The organism is Photobacterium sp. WH77, from assembly GCF_022014395.1.
GTDB classification, from domain to species: domain Bacteria; phylum Pseudomonadota; class Gammaproteobacteria; order Enterobacterales; family Vibrionaceae; genus Photobacterium; species Photobacterium arenosum.
In genome coordinates, this window is the sequence record NZ_JAKLTE010000014.1 from 40,483 (window position 1) to 56,579 (window position 16,097).

Below are 16,097 nucleotides of genomic sequence, written 5' to 3' on the forward strand. Positions count from 1 at the left end.
ATATTTGGTATCACCAAAGGATTACCAAAACAGCTTGAGGATGATCGCCAGCCAGATGCCGCCGGCCAGCAGCAGAGAAATAAATACCGCCGCAGAGCCTATGTCTTTAGCGCGGCCACTTAACTCATGAATTTCACTGCCAATTCGGTCTACCACAGCCTCAATCGCTGAATTCAGCAGCTCAACGATCACAACCAGAAATAAACTGGCAACGAGCAAAATGTGCTCGATAAAAGTGACAGGCAGAAAAAATGAAATGGTTGTTAAGACAACAAGCAAAATAATTTCCTGTCTGATAGCCGCTTCATGCTGCCAGGCGGCTTTCAGTCCCTGTACCGAATAGCCCGCCGCTTTCACGATGCGCACCAACCCAGTGTTACCCGGTTTCATAGTGTTCCTTGCTTAGTCATTAAGACGGCCGAAAATAGTGAAATATTGCTCTGCCTACAATCTGCAAAAACCCAGTTATGATGTTGCTTCCGCTTACAAGCGATCAAGTATTTCAATCTGTGAGGTTAAGCACTTTTTTGTCATCACCAATTCAGAAAAAACCTTTACATCAAGTTTAAAGATACAATATGACTCGCGTTTCTTAAGGAAAACTTAAGAAATTCGTACTAAAGATTGACATTGTTGACTGAAAAGCGCTGCTAGATCGGTAGTTGCTGACCGGTTTTGACTGTTCGGATAGCCAGGTTGGTATGGATATCTTTAACCATGGTCAGGGTCTGCAGTTTGCGAATGAAAGCTTCGTAATGGGGTAAATCTCTGGCGACCACTTCTAACAGATAATCGTGTGCTCCGGATATAACATGTGCGCTGATCACTTCAGGCATACCGGACATCACCAGTTCAAACTCATCAATGGGTTGATCTCTGTGATTATTCAGGCTGACATTGACAAAAAAAGTCATCATCAGTCCCAGCTTCTGTCTGTTGAGGGTGGCCTGGTATCCCGCGATAATGCCATCTGATTCCAGCTTCTTTATCCGTCTGGCACAAGGTGACACCGACAGGCCAACCTTATCGGCGATCTCAGCGGTGCTTTGACGTGCATCGCGCTGTATTTCAGTCAGAATCTGCTTATCTTTTTTATCCATCACGCCCGCATCCCGTCTGTTTGTTACTCATCACTAAGAACAAATTAGTAAAATAAATCACTAATTTAAATAAAATTGGAAAAATTAACCAATATAGAAGAAATGGGTAGTTAAGTTTGCCAACTATTATCGCGTGCTTTTGCGGATACTGAAGTCACTTCAATCGCAAGGATTACGCTGATGCAAAAGAACACGCCCGCTATGCTGACCGGACTGTTAGCCATGACGGTCACTTTAATGATCTGGTCAGGTTTTTTCATTTCACTGCGGGCCTCCAGCCAGTCAAATCTGACGATTGCCGATATTGCCCTGATACGCTTTGTTCCTGCTGCCCTGCTGTTTGGCTGGTTGTGCCGGCATAAAGTCAGGCACATTTTTCAGACCCCAAAGCGATACTTAGCGCTGATATGCTGGGGAGCCGGGCTACCCTACCTGCTTCTTGCCGGGTACGGTTTACATTATGTTCCTGTTGCGGATGGTGCTTCTTTGATTCCGGGCATCTTGCCGCTTCTTGTGTCAGGTATTGCCGTCGTCTGCTTTGGCGAACCTCTCTCACCTATGCGCCGGGCTGGTTTAGTGTTTATCACATTGGGGGTGGTGTGCTTTGTCGCCAAATCGCTGGCTGGCGGGCAGCCCGGCATGCTGATTGGCTATGCCATTTTGTTACTGGCGAGTTTTAGCTGGGCCTGGTTTACTATAGCCATGCGCGTCTCTGGCCTGTCAGCAATAGAAGGGGCGGCTGTGATTGCAATATCAGGGTGTGGTCTGCTACTGACAGGCTTTCTCAGCCAGACAATGACGTTTAATTTGCTGTCGGTGGATTCTCAGGAAGTGATGTACCATTTTCTGGTTCAGGGAGTCGGCGTAGGGATAGTTTCCAGCCTGTGTTATACCCTAGCCATTTCACGGCTGGGGGCGGAAATGAGTGCCGCACTGGGGGCTTTTACGCCGGTGTTAGCAGCACTGATGGCTATTCCACTCTTTTCCGAACCCCTCACCGGGCAAACGATGATCGCTATGGCGTTGATTGTGATCGGCGCGCTCACGGCCAGCGAAGTCATGCCGATCCCCATCAACAGAAATAAGATAGTGAAAAAAGCCATGCGTTAAATTGAGGCGCAGTCAGGCCATGCCCATCTGGTTTTTGTATTTCTCAACGGCTTTTTCATAGAAAGCACGTTCGTCATCATCGGAAATGCTTTCCGCCTGATTAAAGAACACTTCAGGCCCGGCTTTGCCGTTTTTTAACTGCCAAACGGCGTAAGCCGCCTGCTTATCAAGTTCAATACGGTTTTTCTCGGAAGCCGATAACAAAGAAAGATTATGCATGGTTTTCCTTACAATTACGGAGTAAACGCTTGGGTCTGTCGATCTGGCGACATAGTAACGAATTCAGCGTTAAAGTGAAGTCCTGCTTACGCTACCCCGATAGCCTCAAGGCGCTGAAAATCTGCCTGTCTCAGATCAAAAACCAAGGTGAGATGTCACCACCCAGGTAAATACAACAACGATCATCGCGATTAAAGTCACACTGAGGATCGGATTCAGGGTACGCCTATTGGGGTGACGTATCGCATCGATGACGCTTGGCTCATCGCTTTTCATGTCAGGCTGAACGAACTGATGAAAATGGGTTTGCCCTGCGCTGATACAATCCTGCTCTCCGTCTATCACCTGGGCATCAAACCATCTGTGTCTGTCAACTAAACGTTCAGCAGGTACATTTCGCGGAGAACCAAACTGCCCGGTTCTGGGTTCAATGATACTGATCACCAATAGATGTTTTGACTCTCCCCACACCCAGCAGGGCAGAAAATTACCCTGAATGTCGACTCGGCACGGAAAAGGATAAGTGACATTCTTCAATAATTGGGAAACTGGCATGCCTGGAGACTGCAGCGCCTGCTGTGCATTTTCAAGCCAGGGAGCAATGGCATCTCTGAAAACATTCTGTCGCAGCGGTAACAAGCGGGACAGACCGCGCAAAATGAACGCCTGGCAATCCGGCCGGACCTGATTAGTTCGCCAGTAATCCTGCACCGGACCACATTCCGACAGCGCCAGAAAAACAGCCTGACTGGTTTTCTCATATCGTTCAAAATTGGTCATGAATGCCTCCACCGCGATCGGGCGTTGCTTATCCTGACTGCTCCCCGGATAAACAACCCCATAAACAGAACACCATACGGGTTGCGGGCTGAACAGGTGTTGATCTCGCTACTGTTTTCGCGCTTTTTTAGCACTCAATGACGGTTACAATCCGAATCCTACGCTCAACAGGATAGCGTTACTGTCAACATCTCCCATATCCCGGTATTCATAGCCGAGTGTCAAATCCAGCAAAGGTATAATACCCAACACGAAACCGGCCCCGCCGGCAAATCCCCAGCCATCATCCTTGTGTGTCACACCGGACAATTTACGATCAACATCGTAATAGTTAGTGCCGGCTCTGGCATAAACGCTACCCACCAGCAGTGGGATATCAGCCTGAAGAGTCAGCGGCACAGAGGTATAATCAATATCATTTTTTGCCGATGACAGCTTTGAATCCACTTCTGCACTGCCAATGGCTAACCCGGCATTAACACTAAAAATACTGGTGACCTGATAAGACGCATTAACCCCGTATTCGTAGCCATAATCAGAGTTACCGTCATACTCCAGGCGGGATGCACCGGCATTGGCCCCGACAGATAAACCTAAAATTTCAGCGCTGGCTGGCAGACTTAACAATGCAAGCGCCGCTGATAGCATCAATTTCTTCATATTAACGTTCCTTCGTAGCAAAAGAGTGAAAACTGTCGTTGCAGACTGTGCCCAATTAATCAATAGCCCATATCCTTATTTTCGCCAACTAAACACATCTTAAAAACAAGCAGATAGTTATCTCTGCCTGTGAATTTCTTTCCTGCCTCACACGCCTGAAATAATTACGCAAAGCAATGATATCGATTACATCCATTTTTACCCGTTTCATGAATTAAACAACCTTATCCTACTCCTCAAAAGTAAGAAAAACTCACTCAAGGTGCTGTTATATCTATATTTAGACTAATAAATACGGCTTTATTCATCATGTTGAATAAGTCAGTACCACAATAAAACGCAAACGATTAACCTCCTGTTTTCAACAGATTTGGTAAATAACTCTGGATCGATGGCTGAACAATCAATAAAATGTGACTAACTTCAAAAGTTGCTCTTGGTAACTTCACTAGACTGGCCCCCTGATTCAGCAACAGTTCTTAACTGGCTCTCATTGAGTTTCTGCCACTGCTGTGCTGATGTTTTTTCAGATAAGACGTACCACTTGAGTACGACATACAGACAGAGGGTAAACACATGAACGAGATTCTGCTTGCAACTATTGCAGGAGTCGTTGTCGGTCTCTTTTTCAGTGCAGTAAAACTGCCACTACCCGCTCCGCCAGTGTTATCTGGCATTATGGGGATTGTGGGTGTTTATCTGGGTGGTATGGCATACCAAGCAGTGGTTGAACGTTTCTTCTCATAATTTTTTAAAACGAATAACTTGTCAGGAGTCCGCTATGGCTACCCCGCATATCAATGCCGAATTTGGTGATTTCGCAGAAACAGTACTGATGCCAGGTGACCCGCTGCGTGCGAAACTGATCGCAGAAACGTATCTGGAAGATGCCAAAGAAGTCTGCAATGTACGCAACATGTTTGGATACACAGGCACCTATAAAGGCAAGAAAGTGTCTGTGATGGGCCATGGTATGGGTATCCCGTCCTGCTCTATCTATGTTCACGAACTCATTAAAGACTTCGGTGTTAAGAACGTCATCCGTATCGGCAGCTGCGGTACAGTGAGCGATGACATCAAACTGATGGATATCGTGATTGCTATGGGTGCATCCACCGACTCCAAAGTAAACCGCATCCGCTTTAACAACCATGACTTTGCCGCCATTGCCGATTTCCACCTGCTGGAAACAGCGGTAAACCAGGCGCGTGAGCAAAACGTGCCGGTACGTGTCGGCAACGTGTTCTCTGCCGATTTGTTCTACAGCCCTGAAGCCGACCTGTTCGACAAGATGAACAAGCTGAATATTCTGGGTGTCGACATGGAAGCCGCCGGTATTTACGGTGTTGCAGCAGAGCTGGGTGCGAAAGCGCTGACCATTCTGACTGTGTCTGACCACATTACCCGTGGCGAGCACCTGAGTTCTGAAGATCGTCAGAAATCATTCCACTCTATGATGCAAGTTGCGCTGGAAACAGCGATCACTATCTGATGCATCTGATCCGGTCTGTCATATACAGGCCGGATTGCGTATTTAAGGCCGGCACCAATGCTCCGCCTTAGTAAAGGATTAGTCAGCTCAATCAGGGGATTTGCCTGTCGCAGCTCAAAAATTGGTAAAATGTGGCGTCTTACACAATTTGAAGCGGGTTTACCCGGGCGACAATGCTATGCCTGGCAGTTTGGGCCAACTAATGGGTGTCGGGTCATCGTATGCAGTAATGACTCGGCACCTTTTTCCGTACAGGTTTTCGCTGTAGTCCGTACACGAGGAGGGTGGCAAGCATGATGACAAATCAAAAACACTCTGCAACCTTGCCGCCAGCCAGCGGGCACTGGCAATTGAATCATTGCAAAACTGTGCATTGCCAGAATTTTGGTTCCCGTAATCCAGACGACTATATCATTCAGAGAACCAATCCAAACCGTCCTGCCTTCATTTGCAAAGAATGCGGCGCTTTTCCTCCTCTTATCAGCAATCAGAATGTCATCGCAGAATGGCGTTACCTGAAATTACAGCAAAGTAACGGCTTACCCGCCTGCAGTAATCTGGACTGTGACAATCTGGGGTTGCCCGTACTGACACATCGCCACCTGTATCATGCCTTTGGTTACAGTGGTGATCGTCAGCGTTATCGCTGCAAAAGCTGTCAGGCGACGTTTGTCGACAGATGGTCTGGCTTTAATCCTAAACACCAGGTTCAGCAAAAGCTGCTCGCCCTGCTGTTTACCGGTCATCCCATCCGGGATATCTGCCGGCGACTCGGTATGAATCCGAAAACGTTCTACGACCAGCTGAACCACATTGCCAGCCGCTGCCGTCGGCAACTTTCGGTGTTTGATGCCCGTTTGTTACAACACAAATCACAACTGGCATTGGCCTGTACACTCAACCCGCTTCAGCCACATGCTGCTAATGGTGTTTACTGGATTGCCAGTTGCGAAGCAAATTCCGGCTATGTACTCAGCCAGCACATTAACTATCACCCGGAACAGACAGGCACACCCGATACGCTGCATGATCCTTACAGCCCTAATGCCCGCTTCCTAGCCAGACAGGAAAATAACGCACCTACAGCAGCGCAGGCTGCCCCTCAGGGCTTACTGGCGAAAGTCGATGCAAAATACCGAGAAGTGCTATCAAGACCGCATTTGGAAGATCCAAGCAGTGACCAGAACATTGAACATTTCCCGGCCAAAGGTAATCTGATCAGGCCTCAGTATGCGGTTTACGCGCATTTTCTACAGCTTAATGAACAAGTGAGTGATAACACTCAGCTTATGCTGTTCATGCCGCAAGAGCCTCTGCTACGTTCAGCCTGTCTGTCTGTGTTTCTGAACAGAATACGCTCCGGCACTATTGAACCTGTCTACGTAGAAGAAGACACGGAATGGCCGCAGGGCAATGCCGCAGGGCGTATCGACATCGTGTTACTGGGATGGTGGCGAGACCGGTGGGCATTTACCCGGTTTGATCAAGTCGGCAAAGGTATCTGCCATTTAGGCGGCGAAAAAAACAATGAAGCCAGATGGCTGCAACTTGCAACTCACCGCGAAGTGGATGAGTATCAGCAGCGATTTTATCAGCAATTTGCGCAGTTGGTTGATGAACCCAGAAGAAAAGCCCGGCCGGGCGGGTTACTTCCTTTGCTGGATATTTACCGGGCCTGGCATAACCTGTGCCGACAAGATCGCAATGGCTTAACACCCGCTCAACAGCTGGGAATCATGGCCTCGCCATTAACGCTGGAACAATTGCTTAACTAACTCAGCCCGCTTTTTCTGTTGAAACGGCAAACAGACCACGCAAAAAGGTCATTTTTGTTAGCTCAGCTTCACTCACCCATCTCACTTTGGCATATAATCTCAGTACGTAATCTTTATTAACAAGTTACATAAAAACTCTGAGGTATTGTGGTGATAAGGATAGTCCCCAATCGAATCAAGCCCATTTTGTTAGTCAGCATGCTTGCGGTCGGTATTCTTCCTGCTTACATCTATGGCTGGATCAGCAGTGAAAAACTCAATGAAGTCGCGCTGGACAGAATTGCAGCCGGCATTAATGCCCGCAATAATATCGTGGCCCAGAGCCTGGATCAGACACACAATCTGCGACTGAAAAATCTGGATTTATTAAGTCACTCCCCTATTTTTTCCCGTCCTCCTGAACAAATTAGCCAGTTTTTTCATAATTTCGGGCAAACCGACCCTTCTTTTTCGGCTATGCATCAGGTGCGTGAGAAAGGCGGTCATTATTATCTTAATGCGAGCTCAGATGCAGGGTTGACCATTAATAACATTGATACCCCGGCTTTAGAGAATATCGAAAAAACGCTGGCCAAGGATAATACCTACATCTCCCGTCCCCAGATCAAAAATGGTGAGGCCATTGTCTTTCTGGCAAAAAAAATCGAACACCAGCCTGATGGATTCCTGCTGATCGAATACAAAATGGATGACATCAAACAGCAGCTTAAACAACTGGGCAATGAAGTCGCCCCAACCGACAATGTTTATCTGACCGATATTGATGGCAAGCTGCTACTCAGCAGTCATGCCACTGAACAGTCTCTGCATCATTTCAGGCAATTCTACAAAGCCAGTTTAGTTGCAGGATCAGGAGCAATGTCCTCTTTCTCACCGTTCATATCCGGCATCAACAATTACAACGATGATGAAGATAAAGCGATGATCGCAGCTGTTGTACCATCGCAGATCAATGATGCTGAAGGCATGCCTGTCTGGTCGCTGATCACTGTGACCTCACAAGATAGCGTCATCGGTACTATTGATGAGCTGCACCATTTTTTCCTGCTTGCGCTGGCTATGATCAGTGTATTAATCCTCTTACTTGCCATCGCCCTCACCAAACGCATTACCGGGCCTATAGCAAAGCTGACTCGCTTTGCCTCTCAGTTCCGTTTAGGGGATTATCAGCCCAATCCCTCCTTTGAGGGTCCGTATGAATTTCAGTTACTCAATGATGCGCTTAATCAGGGAGCTGATAAAATTTCAGCTGATACCAAGCGGCTCAATCAGGCGCTGGAAAAAGCCAAATCGGCGGATAAAGCCAAGTCTGCCTTTCTGGCTAACTTGTCCCATGAAATACGCACACCCATGAACGGGATGCTGGGGTTGTCGCAACTGTTGCTGAAAACCAAATTAACGGAAGAACAAGAACATCACCTGAACACTCTGCTCGATTCAGGTAAGCATATGATGTCATTGCTGAACGATATTCTGGATTTCTCTAAAATTGAGCAAGGCAAGCTGAAACTGGATAAAACTCATTTCTGCTTTACCGATCTGGTCGGCACTATTGAAAGCACCTATTACTCGTTGGCGAAAGAGAAAGGCCTGGCTTTCAATATTGATTGTGGCTTTGATCAGGAAACCTGGTTCTACGCCGACAAATCCCGTATTCGCCAGATTCTGTTTAACCTGATCAGCAACGCCATTAAATTCACAGACAAAGGCCATGTCAGAGTGCGTATGAGGCGGGCTCTGCTCACCGGAGGGCAACAACAACAACTGACGATTGTGGCCGAAGATACAGGTATTGGCATAGAGCCAGAGCGAACGGCCCACATCTTTGATCCATTTGCTCAGGCCGAAGTCTCTACCAGCCGGCGCTATGGCGGCACCGGGCTCGGGTTGAGTATTGTCAAACAGCTGGCAGAATTAATGGGCGGCAATGTCGAGCTTAGCAGTAAGCCTGGCGCTGGAACATCTGTTACCGTCAACCTCTGCCTTGATACGGGGATCCCTCAGGAAGAGTTAATCGAAAACATCGAGATCGACAGAGAAGCCTTTGCCGGTCTGCACGTACTGGTTGTTGAAGATAACCACCTCAACGTCCTGATCATGGAAAGTTTTCTTCAACAATGGGGATTTCATACCCACACTGCGGAAAACGGACTGGAAGCATTGGAAATGATGCAGCGCCAACCCTACGATTTGATCCTTATGGATAATCACATGCCGGTGATGGACGGCCTGGAATCGACCCGGCGAATTCGTTCCCTGCCCGAACCTTTCTGCATTGCCCCGATTTTCGCTTGTACCGCAGATGCGTTTGAGGAAACACAGAAGAATATGCTGGATGCAGGGGTCGACTGTGTTATCACCAAACCTCTCGACGAACGAAAATTACTGGATGCACTCCAACGCTTTCGCCACCGTATAGACTACATGGCCTATCTGCGCCAACACACGTTTAAACAACCCGATTTTCGGGATCAGTCTATCCTGAACGACTCTTTATCATCTCTTAACCAAGCTGAGTTACCGTCAAGTCATGCAGCATTCGATTTAAATCAGATCACACAAATTGACATGGAAGAACTGCTGGAAATGCTTGATCAAGATAAAGAAATGATTACGTACTTTCTTACCATTTTCGCAGATGATCACCATGACTACGACCAGAAGATCCGCAATGCCATCGAGGAAAACGATTTGGAGCAGGCAATGTTACTCAGTCATACCCTGAAAGGGGCCTCCGCCAGTCTTTGTGCAAAGCAGGTCAGCCACAGTGCCAAGATAATCGAAATGCAATTGAAAGCTGCGCAAATCCCATCAGAATCTGAGCTTGATGCGGTTTCACAAGCCTTATCTGCTCTTTGTGACGAAATTCGCCGCCAGCAGCAAACTGTCGATATCGAGTAATGTCTTTATATTGATCAAAGTCTTACAATCTCATCCTGAATGATCGCCACATTCTCACCACACCTGCGCAGCGGGCAAACAAGCAACAAAACGACAGGGAAACATATGCCCACACCTGTTTTCTTGAGCCACTACAGCGTACATTTCTATGCTCGCTTTATCCTTGGGCTAAGTGACCGAAAAAATGTTTGACAAAACCGCTCGAATTGGGCTTCGCGATTGACATCGACACAGAAAAATTTAATCATCGGGACATCAAATATTTTGCTTCGATCCATATGTTCAGAGCACCGGACATGGCTTCAAAAGAACAGTCAACAGGCCAAACTTAACGTTTGCATAAACACAGCAAAGGACAAGAGATATGAGCACCAAACTGGAACAGCTGCGCGCGCTTACTACTGTTGTTGCCGATACCGGCGACATCGAAGCGATTAAGAAGTATCAACCGCAAGATGCCACCACCAACCCTTCCCTGATCCTGAAAGCTGCTGAAATTGAACAGTATGCGCCGCTCATCGACGATGCCATTGCGTATGCCAAAGCACAAAGCAACGATAAAGCACAACAAATCCAAGACGCGGGCGACAAGCTGGCGGTGAACATCGGTAAAGAAATCCTCAACGTGGTGCCGGGCCGTATCTCCACTGAAGTGGACGCCCGCCTGTCTTACGACACCGACGCCAGCGTGGCCAAAGCCCGCAAGCTGATCAAAATGTATAACGATGCCGGCATCAGCAACGACCGCATCCTGATCAAACTGGCGTCGACCTGGGAAGGGATCCGCGCGGCTGAAATCCTGGAAAAAGAAGGCATCAACTGTAACCTGACTCTGCTGTTCTCTTTTGCTCAGGCCCGCGCCTGTGCCGAAGCCGGTGTGTTCCTGATTTCGCCTTTCGTCGGCCGCATCATGGACTGGTACAAAGCCAAAGAAGGCCGTGACTTCGAAGCGTCTGAAGATCCGGGCGTGCTGTCGGTAACGGCAATCTACAACTATTACAAAGCCCTGGGCTACAACACTGTGGTGATGGGCGCAAGCTTCCGTAACACCGGCGAAATCCTGGAGCTGGCAGGCTGTGACCGCCTGACCATCAGCCCGCAGTTGCTGCAGGAGCTGTCTGAAGCACAAGGCGAAGTGGTACAGAAGCTCTCTGCTGATGTGGCTTCTGAAGTGCGTCCGGCACCGATGACCCACGCGGAATTCCTGTGGGATCACAACCAGGATCCTATGGCGATTGAGAAGCTGGCGGAAGGTATCCGTAACTTCGCGATCGACCAGGGTAAGCTGGAAACCATGATCGAAGCGCGTCTGTAATCCCGTTTCTATTTGAGAGCAGCAACTGAGCTGCTCTCACTCGTTTTATGACCAACCTGTATTGAGTAAGAAGAATTTATTATGGATCGTAAAGTATTAGCGAATGCTATCCGTGCCCTGAGTATGGACGGTGTACAACAGGCCAACTCCGGCCACCCGGGCGCCCCGATGGGGATGGCGGACATCGCGGAAGTGCTGTGGCGCGACCACCTCAATCACAACCCGCAAAACCCGAACTGGGCTGACCGTGACCGCTTCGTGCTGTCCAACGGCCACGGCTCTATGCTGATTTACTCCCTGCTGCACCTGAGCGGCTACGAGCTGGCAATTGACGATCTGAAAAACTTCCGTCAGCTGCACTCGAAAACCCCGGGTCACCCGGAGTACGGCTACGCGCCGGGCATCGAAACCACCACAGGCCCACTGGGTCAGGGCATCACCAATGCTGTAGGTATGGCGATTGCTGAGAAGTCACTGGCCGCACAGTTTAACCGTGACGGCCACGATGTGGTTGACCACTACACCTATGCATTCCTGGGCGACGGCTGCCTGATGGAAGGCATTTCTCACGAAGCCTGCTCGCTGGCCGGTACGCTGGGTCTGGGCAAGCTGATCGCCTTCTGGGATGACAACGGCATCTCGATTGACGGTCACGTGGAAGGCTGGTTCTCCGACGATACGCCAAAACGTTTTGAAGCGTACGGCTGGCACGTGATCCCTGCGGTTGACGGCCACGATGCGGCCGCCATCAACGCGGCTATCGAAGCGGCAAAAGCCGACCCACGCCCAACCCTGATTTGTACCAAAACCATCATTGGTTTCGGTTCGCCGAATAAAGCCGGTTCTCACGACTGCCACGGTGCCCCGCTGGGTCACGATGAAATCGCAGCAGCCCGTGAATTCCTGGGCTGGCAGCACGGTCCGTTCGAAGTCCCTGCCGACGTTTACGCTGAGTGGGACGCCAAAGAAGCGGGCGCCGCCAAAGAAGCCGCATGGAATGAAAAACTGGCCGCGTATGAAGCTGCACATCCGGAACTGGCTGCGGAGTTCAAACGCCGTGTGAACGGTGAACTGCCGGCACAGTGGGAAAAAGCAACCAGCCAGATCATTGCCGATCTGCAGGCCAACCCGGCCAACATCGCTTCCCGTAAAGCTTCTCAGAACGCGCTGGAAGCCTTCGGCAAAATCCTGCCTGAATTCATGGGCGGCTCGGCAGATCTGGCACCTTCCAACCTGACCATGTGGTCTGGTTCCAAGTCGCTGACCGCAGATGACGCATCCGGTAACTACATCCACTACGGTGTGCGTGAATTCGGCATGACGGCCATCATCAACGGTATCGCCCTGCACGGCGGCTTCGTGCCTTACGGCGCGACCTTCCTGATGTTCATGGAATATGCCCGTAACGCCATGCGCATGGCCGCGCTGATGGGCGTGCAGAACATTCAGGTCTATACCCACGACTCGATTGGTCTGGGTGAAGACGGCCCGACGCACCAGCCGGTGGAGCAAATCGCTTCGCTGCGCCTGACCCCGAACATGAGCACCTGGCGTCCGTGTGACCAGGTTGAATCTGCCGTAGCCTGGAAACTGGCCATCGAGCGTAAAGACGCGCCGTCAGCGCTGATCTTCTCGCGTCAGAATCTGGCTCAGCAGGAGCGTAACGACGCGCAGGTTGCGGATATCGCGAAGGGTGGTTACATCCTGAAAGACTGCGCCGGCAAGCCTGAGCTGATTTTGATTGCCACCGGCTCTGAAGTAGAGCTGGCGGTGAACGCAGCGGCTGAACTGAGTGCCGAAGGCAAGCAGGTGCGCGTGGTGTCTATGCCATCAACCGATGCGTTCGACAAGCAAGACGCCGCTTACCGCGAGTCTGTACTGCCATCGGATGTGACCGCCCGTATCGCTATCGAAGCCGGTATTGCCGACTTCTGGTACAAGTACGTGGGCTTTGACGGCCGCATCATCGGCATGACCAGCTTCGGTGAATCGGCCCCGGCCGGTGAGCTGTTCAAGCTGTTCGGCTTCACCACTGAAAACGTGGTCAGCACAGCGAAAGACTTGCTGTAAACCGAACCGAAACAATCATCGCCACCATGACAGTGGTTCCATGATTCAAAGGTCTGGCATTCAAGTCAGGCCTTTTTTATCACCCCGATCATCACCTGTTCTCTTTCCTCAAACCCAGTGAGAAGAAGGCCGGCAAATCAATGCGGCAATGAAAACGCTGAACAAAGTGCATGACGGCTAACATTTGTTAAGCGCTTTTGAATCCATTACACTGACGCCACATCTGTGTATGGAACACCGCTATGACCACTTCACCGCCTACCGCTTCTTTTGACCATCAGCTGGAAGATACAGACCTGTTGACTGAAATTGCCATTTTGTATTACCAGCAAAGTGCAACGCAGGAAGAAATCTCGAAAAAATTCGGTATCAGCCGCCCTAAAGTCAGCCGTCTGCTCAGAAAAGCGCGGGAAGAAGGGATAGTGGAAATTACCGTTAAGTTCCATCCGATCCACAGCGCCCAGCTTGAACAGCGTTTGATGGACAGGTTTAACCTGAAACGAGCCTTGATTGCACTGGATCAACCCAGTGCACAAGAGCAACGAATGCAAGTCTCTACCCTGGTATCGGCCTATCTGGACGGTTATTTGAGAGATGATGTCGTTGTCGCGGTGGGTCAGGGGCAAAATGTTGCTGCTGTCGCCGATCATCCCGGTATTGTTTCCCATCGCAACGCGCGTTTTGTTTGCGCTATCGGCGGAACACACCGCAGCGGCGACACCATTAATGCGGATCATATCTGCCGCCGTCTGGCCAAAAAATTTGGCGGCACCAGCGAAACCTTATACGCACCAGCCTATGTCGACAGTGAAGTCACCCAGCAGGTGTTTATCACTCATCCCAATGTCAGCGAAACCCTCAATCAGGCCCGAAAAGCGGAGTTTGCCTTAGTCGGTATTGGCGATATGGATGAAAACAGCCATATGGTAAAACTGGGATGTTTCACGGCGAAAGAGTTTGTTGAAGCCAGACTCAATGACGGCATTGTCGGCGATATCGGCGGCTTTGACTTCTTCCGCCTGGATGGACAACAGGCGGGAACACTGATGCGTGGCCGGGTTGTCGGACTGGAAATGTCAGATTTGCATCGTATCCCGAATGTGATTGCTATGGCCAGTGAGAGCCGGAAGGCGCTGGCGATTCTGGGCGCGTTAAGAACTGGCGTGATAGATGTACTGGCAACCAGCGCAAGTTGTGCGATGGCCTTGCTGAACATGTCTGACTCATAAGCACAAATGGCAGCTACAGCGACATACGGGTTCAACCAGTCACTGCTTATATTCTCAACGGGTGAACAAAATTACACTAATCTTCTTTTTGTTCACTCCTGAGATGGTCACTGCTTCTGCAAACGCGCTGTTAACACCTCCTCCGTTCTATAATGACACGCAGAAATCACACTGGCATTTAGCACAAACAGATATCACACTGATTGATATCATATTTTTATATTGCCATCAGCGTCATCACTATCGAACCACGCAAAACACAACGAATTATCCCGCTTTTCCTGCCATCAGGGACTGTACCGATTCGGGCCAGATTCACCCTCATTTTCTGTAACGTAGGGTTTGACATTTGTGGCAAAAAGCTCAAATATGAGCACTTCATTTGCTCAGGTGCATTACATTCGTTCATGCATAATGAACCGCCACCGGGCAGAACGTCATTTCTTACCACATATCAAAAAGGTTTTACTGAGATGAGCACCAAACTGGAACAGCTGCGCGCACTTACTACTGTTGTTGCCGATACCGGCGACATCGAAGCGATTAAGAAGTACCAACCGCAAGATGCCACCACCAACCCTTCCCTGATCCTGAAAGCCGCAGAGATTGAACAGTACGCACCGCTCATCGACGATGCGATTGCTTATGCCAAAGCGCAAAGCAGCGATAAAACACAGCAAATCGAAGACGCCGGTGACAAGCTGGCGGTCAACATCGGCAAAGAAATCCTCAATGTGGTGCCGGGCCGTATCTCCACTGAAGTCGACGCCCGTCTGTCTTATGACACCGACGCCAGCGTGGCCAAAGCCCGTAAGCTGATCAAAATGTACAACGATGCCGGTATCAGCAACGACCGCATCCTGATCAAACTGGCCTCGACCTGGGAAGGGATCCGCGCGGCTGAGATTCTGGAAAAAGAAGGCATCAACTGTAACCTGACCCTGCTGTTCTCTTTTGCCCAGGCCCGCGCCTGTGCCGAAGCCGGTGTGTTCCTGATTTCGCCGTTCGTCGGCCGCATCATGGACTGGTACAAAGCCAAAGAAGGCCGTGACTTCGACGCTGCTGAAGATCCGGGCGTGCTGTCAGTAACGGCAATCTACAACTATTACAAAGCCCTGGGCTACAACACTGTGGTCATGGGCGCAAGCTTCCGTAACACCGGCGAGATCCTGGAGCTGGCAGGCTGTGACCGCCTGACCATCAGCCCGCAGTTGCTGCAGGAGCTGTCTGAAGCACAAGGCGAAGTGGTACAGAAGCTCTCTGCTGATGTGGCTTCTGAAGTGCGTCCGGCGGCTATGACCCACGCGGAATTCCTGTGGGATCACAACCAGGATCCTATGGCGATTGAGAAGCTGGCGGAAGGTATCCGTAACTTCGCGATCGACCAGGGTAAGCTGGAAACCATGATCGAAGCGCGTCTGTAATCCCGTTTCTATTTGAGAGCAG

At 49.8% G+C, this 16,097-nt stretch carries 14 protein-coding genes; 9 read left to right on the top strand and 5 right to left on the bottom strand.

Annotation, left to right across the window (positions count from 1 at the left end; all coding sequences use genetic code 11):
* Positions 1 to 21: 21 nt before the first annotated feature.
* Both L6J37_RS14425 and L6J37_RS14430 read right to left on the bottom strand, forming a co-directional pair.
* A complete protein-coding gene (locus L6J37_RS14425; protein ID WP_192016318.1) occupies positions 22 to 390 on the bottom strand; it encodes a diacylglycerol kinase in 369 nt (122 codons plus the stop codon).
* Between the two features lie 260 nt (positions 391 to 650).
* A complete protein-coding gene (locus L6J37_RS14430; RefSeq protein WP_192016317.1) occupies positions 651 to 1,100 on the bottom strand; it encodes an Lrp/AsnC family transcriptional regulator in 450 nt (149 codons plus the stop codon).
* Between the two features lie 180 nt (positions 1,101 to 1,280).
* Here L6J37_RS14430 and L6J37_RS14435 point away from each other — a divergent pair, with 180 nt between their 5' ends.
* Positions 1,281 to 2,210, top strand: a complete 930-nt coding sequence (locus L6J37_RS14435; protein ID WP_237795611.1) for a DMT family transporter — start codon at positions 1,281 to 1,283, stop codon at positions 2,208 to 2,210.
* A 12-nt stretch (positions 2,211 to 2,222) separates the two neighbouring features.
* Here L6J37_RS14435 and L6J37_RS14440 read toward each other — a convergent pair whose 3' ends face one another.
* From L6J37_RS14440 to L6J37_RS14450, 3 genes are all read right to left on the bottom strand, one after another.
* Positions 2,223 to 2,429 carry a DUF3283 family protein gene (locus L6J37_RS14440; protein WP_218387299.1) on the bottom strand — a complete coding sequence of 69 codons (207 nt, stop codon included), beginning with the start codon at positions 2,427 to 2,429 and terminating at the stop codon, positions 2,223 to 2,225.
* Positions 2,430 to 2,564: 135 nt separating this feature from the next.
* A complete protein-coding gene (locus tag L6J37_RS14445; protein ID WP_192016315.1) occupies positions 2,565 to 3,209 on the bottom strand; it encodes a hypothetical protein in 645 nt (214 codons plus the stop codon).
* Between the two features lie 144 nt (positions 3,210 to 3,353).
* Positions 3,354 to 3,869 (bottom strand): outer membrane beta-barrel protein, encoded by a 516-nt coding sequence (locus tag L6J37_RS14450; protein WP_161456899.1) that lies wholly within the window; start codon positions 3,867 to 3,869, stop codon positions 3,354 to 3,356.
* Positions 3,870 to 4,445: 576 nt separating this feature from the next.
* On the opposite strand from L6J37_RS14450, the gene L6J37_RS14455 reads away from it, so the two are divergent.
* The 8 genes from L6J37_RS14455 to tal (L6J37_RS14490) all read left to right on the top strand — a co-directional run bounded on the left by L6J37_RS14455 (position 4,446) and on the right by tal (L6J37_RS14490) (position 16,075).
* On the top strand, positions 4,446 to 4,616 hold the full coding sequence (locus L6J37_RS14455) for a XapX domain-containing protein (protein ID WP_036760236.1): 171 nt from the start codon (positions 4,446 to 4,448) through the stop codon (positions 4,614 to 4,616).
* A 34-nt stretch (positions 4,617 to 4,650) separates the two neighbouring features.
* Positions 4,651 to 5,361, top strand: coding sequence for a purine-nucleoside phosphorylase (deoD, locus tag L6J37_RS14460; protein WP_027254273.1), 711 nt, complete (start codon positions 4,651 to 4,653; stop codon positions 5,359 to 5,361).
* A gap of 293 nt (positions 5,362 to 5,654) precedes the next feature.
* Positions 5,655 to 7,136: a lactate dehydrogenase gene (locus tag L6J37_RS14465; protein WP_237795612.1), complete on the top strand. Its 1,482-nt coding sequence runs from the start codon at positions 5,655 to 5,657 to the stop codon at positions 7,134 to 7,136.
* A 150-nt stretch (positions 7,137 to 7,286) separates the two neighbouring features.
* On the top strand, positions 7,287 to 10,037 hold the full coding sequence (locus L6J37_RS14470) for an ATP-binding protein (protein ID WP_237795613.1): 2,751 nt from the start codon (positions 7,287 to 7,289) through the stop codon (positions 10,035 to 10,037).
* A gap of 364 nt (positions 10,038 to 10,401) precedes the next feature.
* Positions 10,402 to 11,352 (top strand): transaldolase, encoded by a 951-nt coding sequence (gene tal / locus L6J37_RS14475; protein WP_237795614.1) that lies wholly within the window; start codon positions 10,402 to 10,404, stop codon positions 11,350 to 11,352.
* A gap of 81 nt (positions 11,353 to 11,433) precedes the next feature.
* On the top strand, positions 11,434 to 13,422 hold the full coding sequence (gene tkt / locus L6J37_RS14480; protein WP_237795616.1) for a transketolase: 1,989 nt from the start codon (positions 11,434 to 11,436) through the stop codon (positions 13,420 to 13,422).
* A 242-nt stretch (positions 13,423 to 13,664) separates the two neighbouring features.
* A complete protein-coding gene (locus L6J37_RS14485; RefSeq protein ID WP_192017837.1) occupies positions 13,665 to 14,651 on the top strand; it encodes a sugar-binding transcriptional regulator in 987 nt (328 codons plus the stop codon).
* A 473-nt stretch (positions 14,652 to 15,124) separates the two neighbouring features.
* Positions 15,125 to 16,075, top strand: a complete 951-nt coding sequence (gene tal / locus L6J37_RS14490) for a transaldolase (RefSeq protein ID WP_237795618.1) — start codon at positions 15,125 to 15,127, stop codon at positions 16,073 to 16,075.
* The last annotated feature ends 22 nt before the right edge of the window (positions 16,076 to 16,097 follow it).

Bases quoted from the DNA above. Each gene is read 5' to 3' on its own strand.
- L6J37_RS14485 (WP_192017837.1), top strand. From the start codon at position 13,665: ATGACCACTTCACCGCCTACCGCTTCTTTTGACCATCAGCTGGAAGAT.
- L6J37_RS14445 (WP_192016315.1), bottom strand. From the start codon at position 3,209: ATGACCAATTTTGAACGATATGAGAAAACCAGTCAGGCTGTTTTTCTG.
- deoD (WP_027254273.1), top strand. From the start codon at position 4,651: ATGGCTACCCCGCATATCAATGCCGAATTTGGTGATTTCGCAGAAACA.
- tkt (WP_237795616.1), top strand. From the start codon at position 11,434: ATGGATCGTAAAGTATTAGCGAATGCTATCCGTGCCCTGAGTATGGAC.
- tal (WP_237795614.1), top strand. From the start codon at position 10,402: ATGAGCACCAAACTGGAACAGCTGCGCGCGCTTACTACTGTTGTTGCC.
- tal (WP_237795618.1), top strand. From the start codon at position 15,125: ATGAGCACCAAACTGGAACAGCTGCGCGCACTTACTACTGTTGTTGCC.
- L6J37_RS14440 (WP_218387299.1), bottom strand. From the start codon at position 2,429: ATGCATAATCTTTCTTTGTTATCGGCTTCCGAGAAAAACCGTATTGAA.
- L6J37_RS14430 (WP_192016317.1), bottom strand. From the start codon at position 1,100: ATGGATAAAAAAGATAAGCAGATTCTGACTGAAATACAGCGCGATGCA.
- L6J37_RS14435 (WP_237795611.1), top strand. From the start codon at position 1,281: ATGCAAAAGAACACGCCCGCTATGCTGACCGGACTGTTAGCCATGACG.
- L6J37_RS14465 (WP_237795612.1), top strand. From the start codon at position 5,655: ATGATGACAAATCAAAAACACTCTGCAACCTTGCCGCCAGCCAGCGGG.
- L6J37_RS14450 (WP_161456899.1), bottom strand. From the start codon at position 3,869: ATGAAGAAATTGATGCTATCAGCGGCGCTTGCATTGTTAAGTCTGCCA.
- L6J37_RS14455 (WP_036760236.1), top strand. From the start codon at position 4,446: ATGAACGAGATTCTGCTTGCAACTATTGCAGGAGTCGTTGTCGGTCTC.
- L6J37_RS14425 (WP_192016318.1), bottom strand. From the start codon at position 390: ATGAAACCGGGTAACACTGGGTTGGTGCGCATCGTGAAAGCGGCGGGC.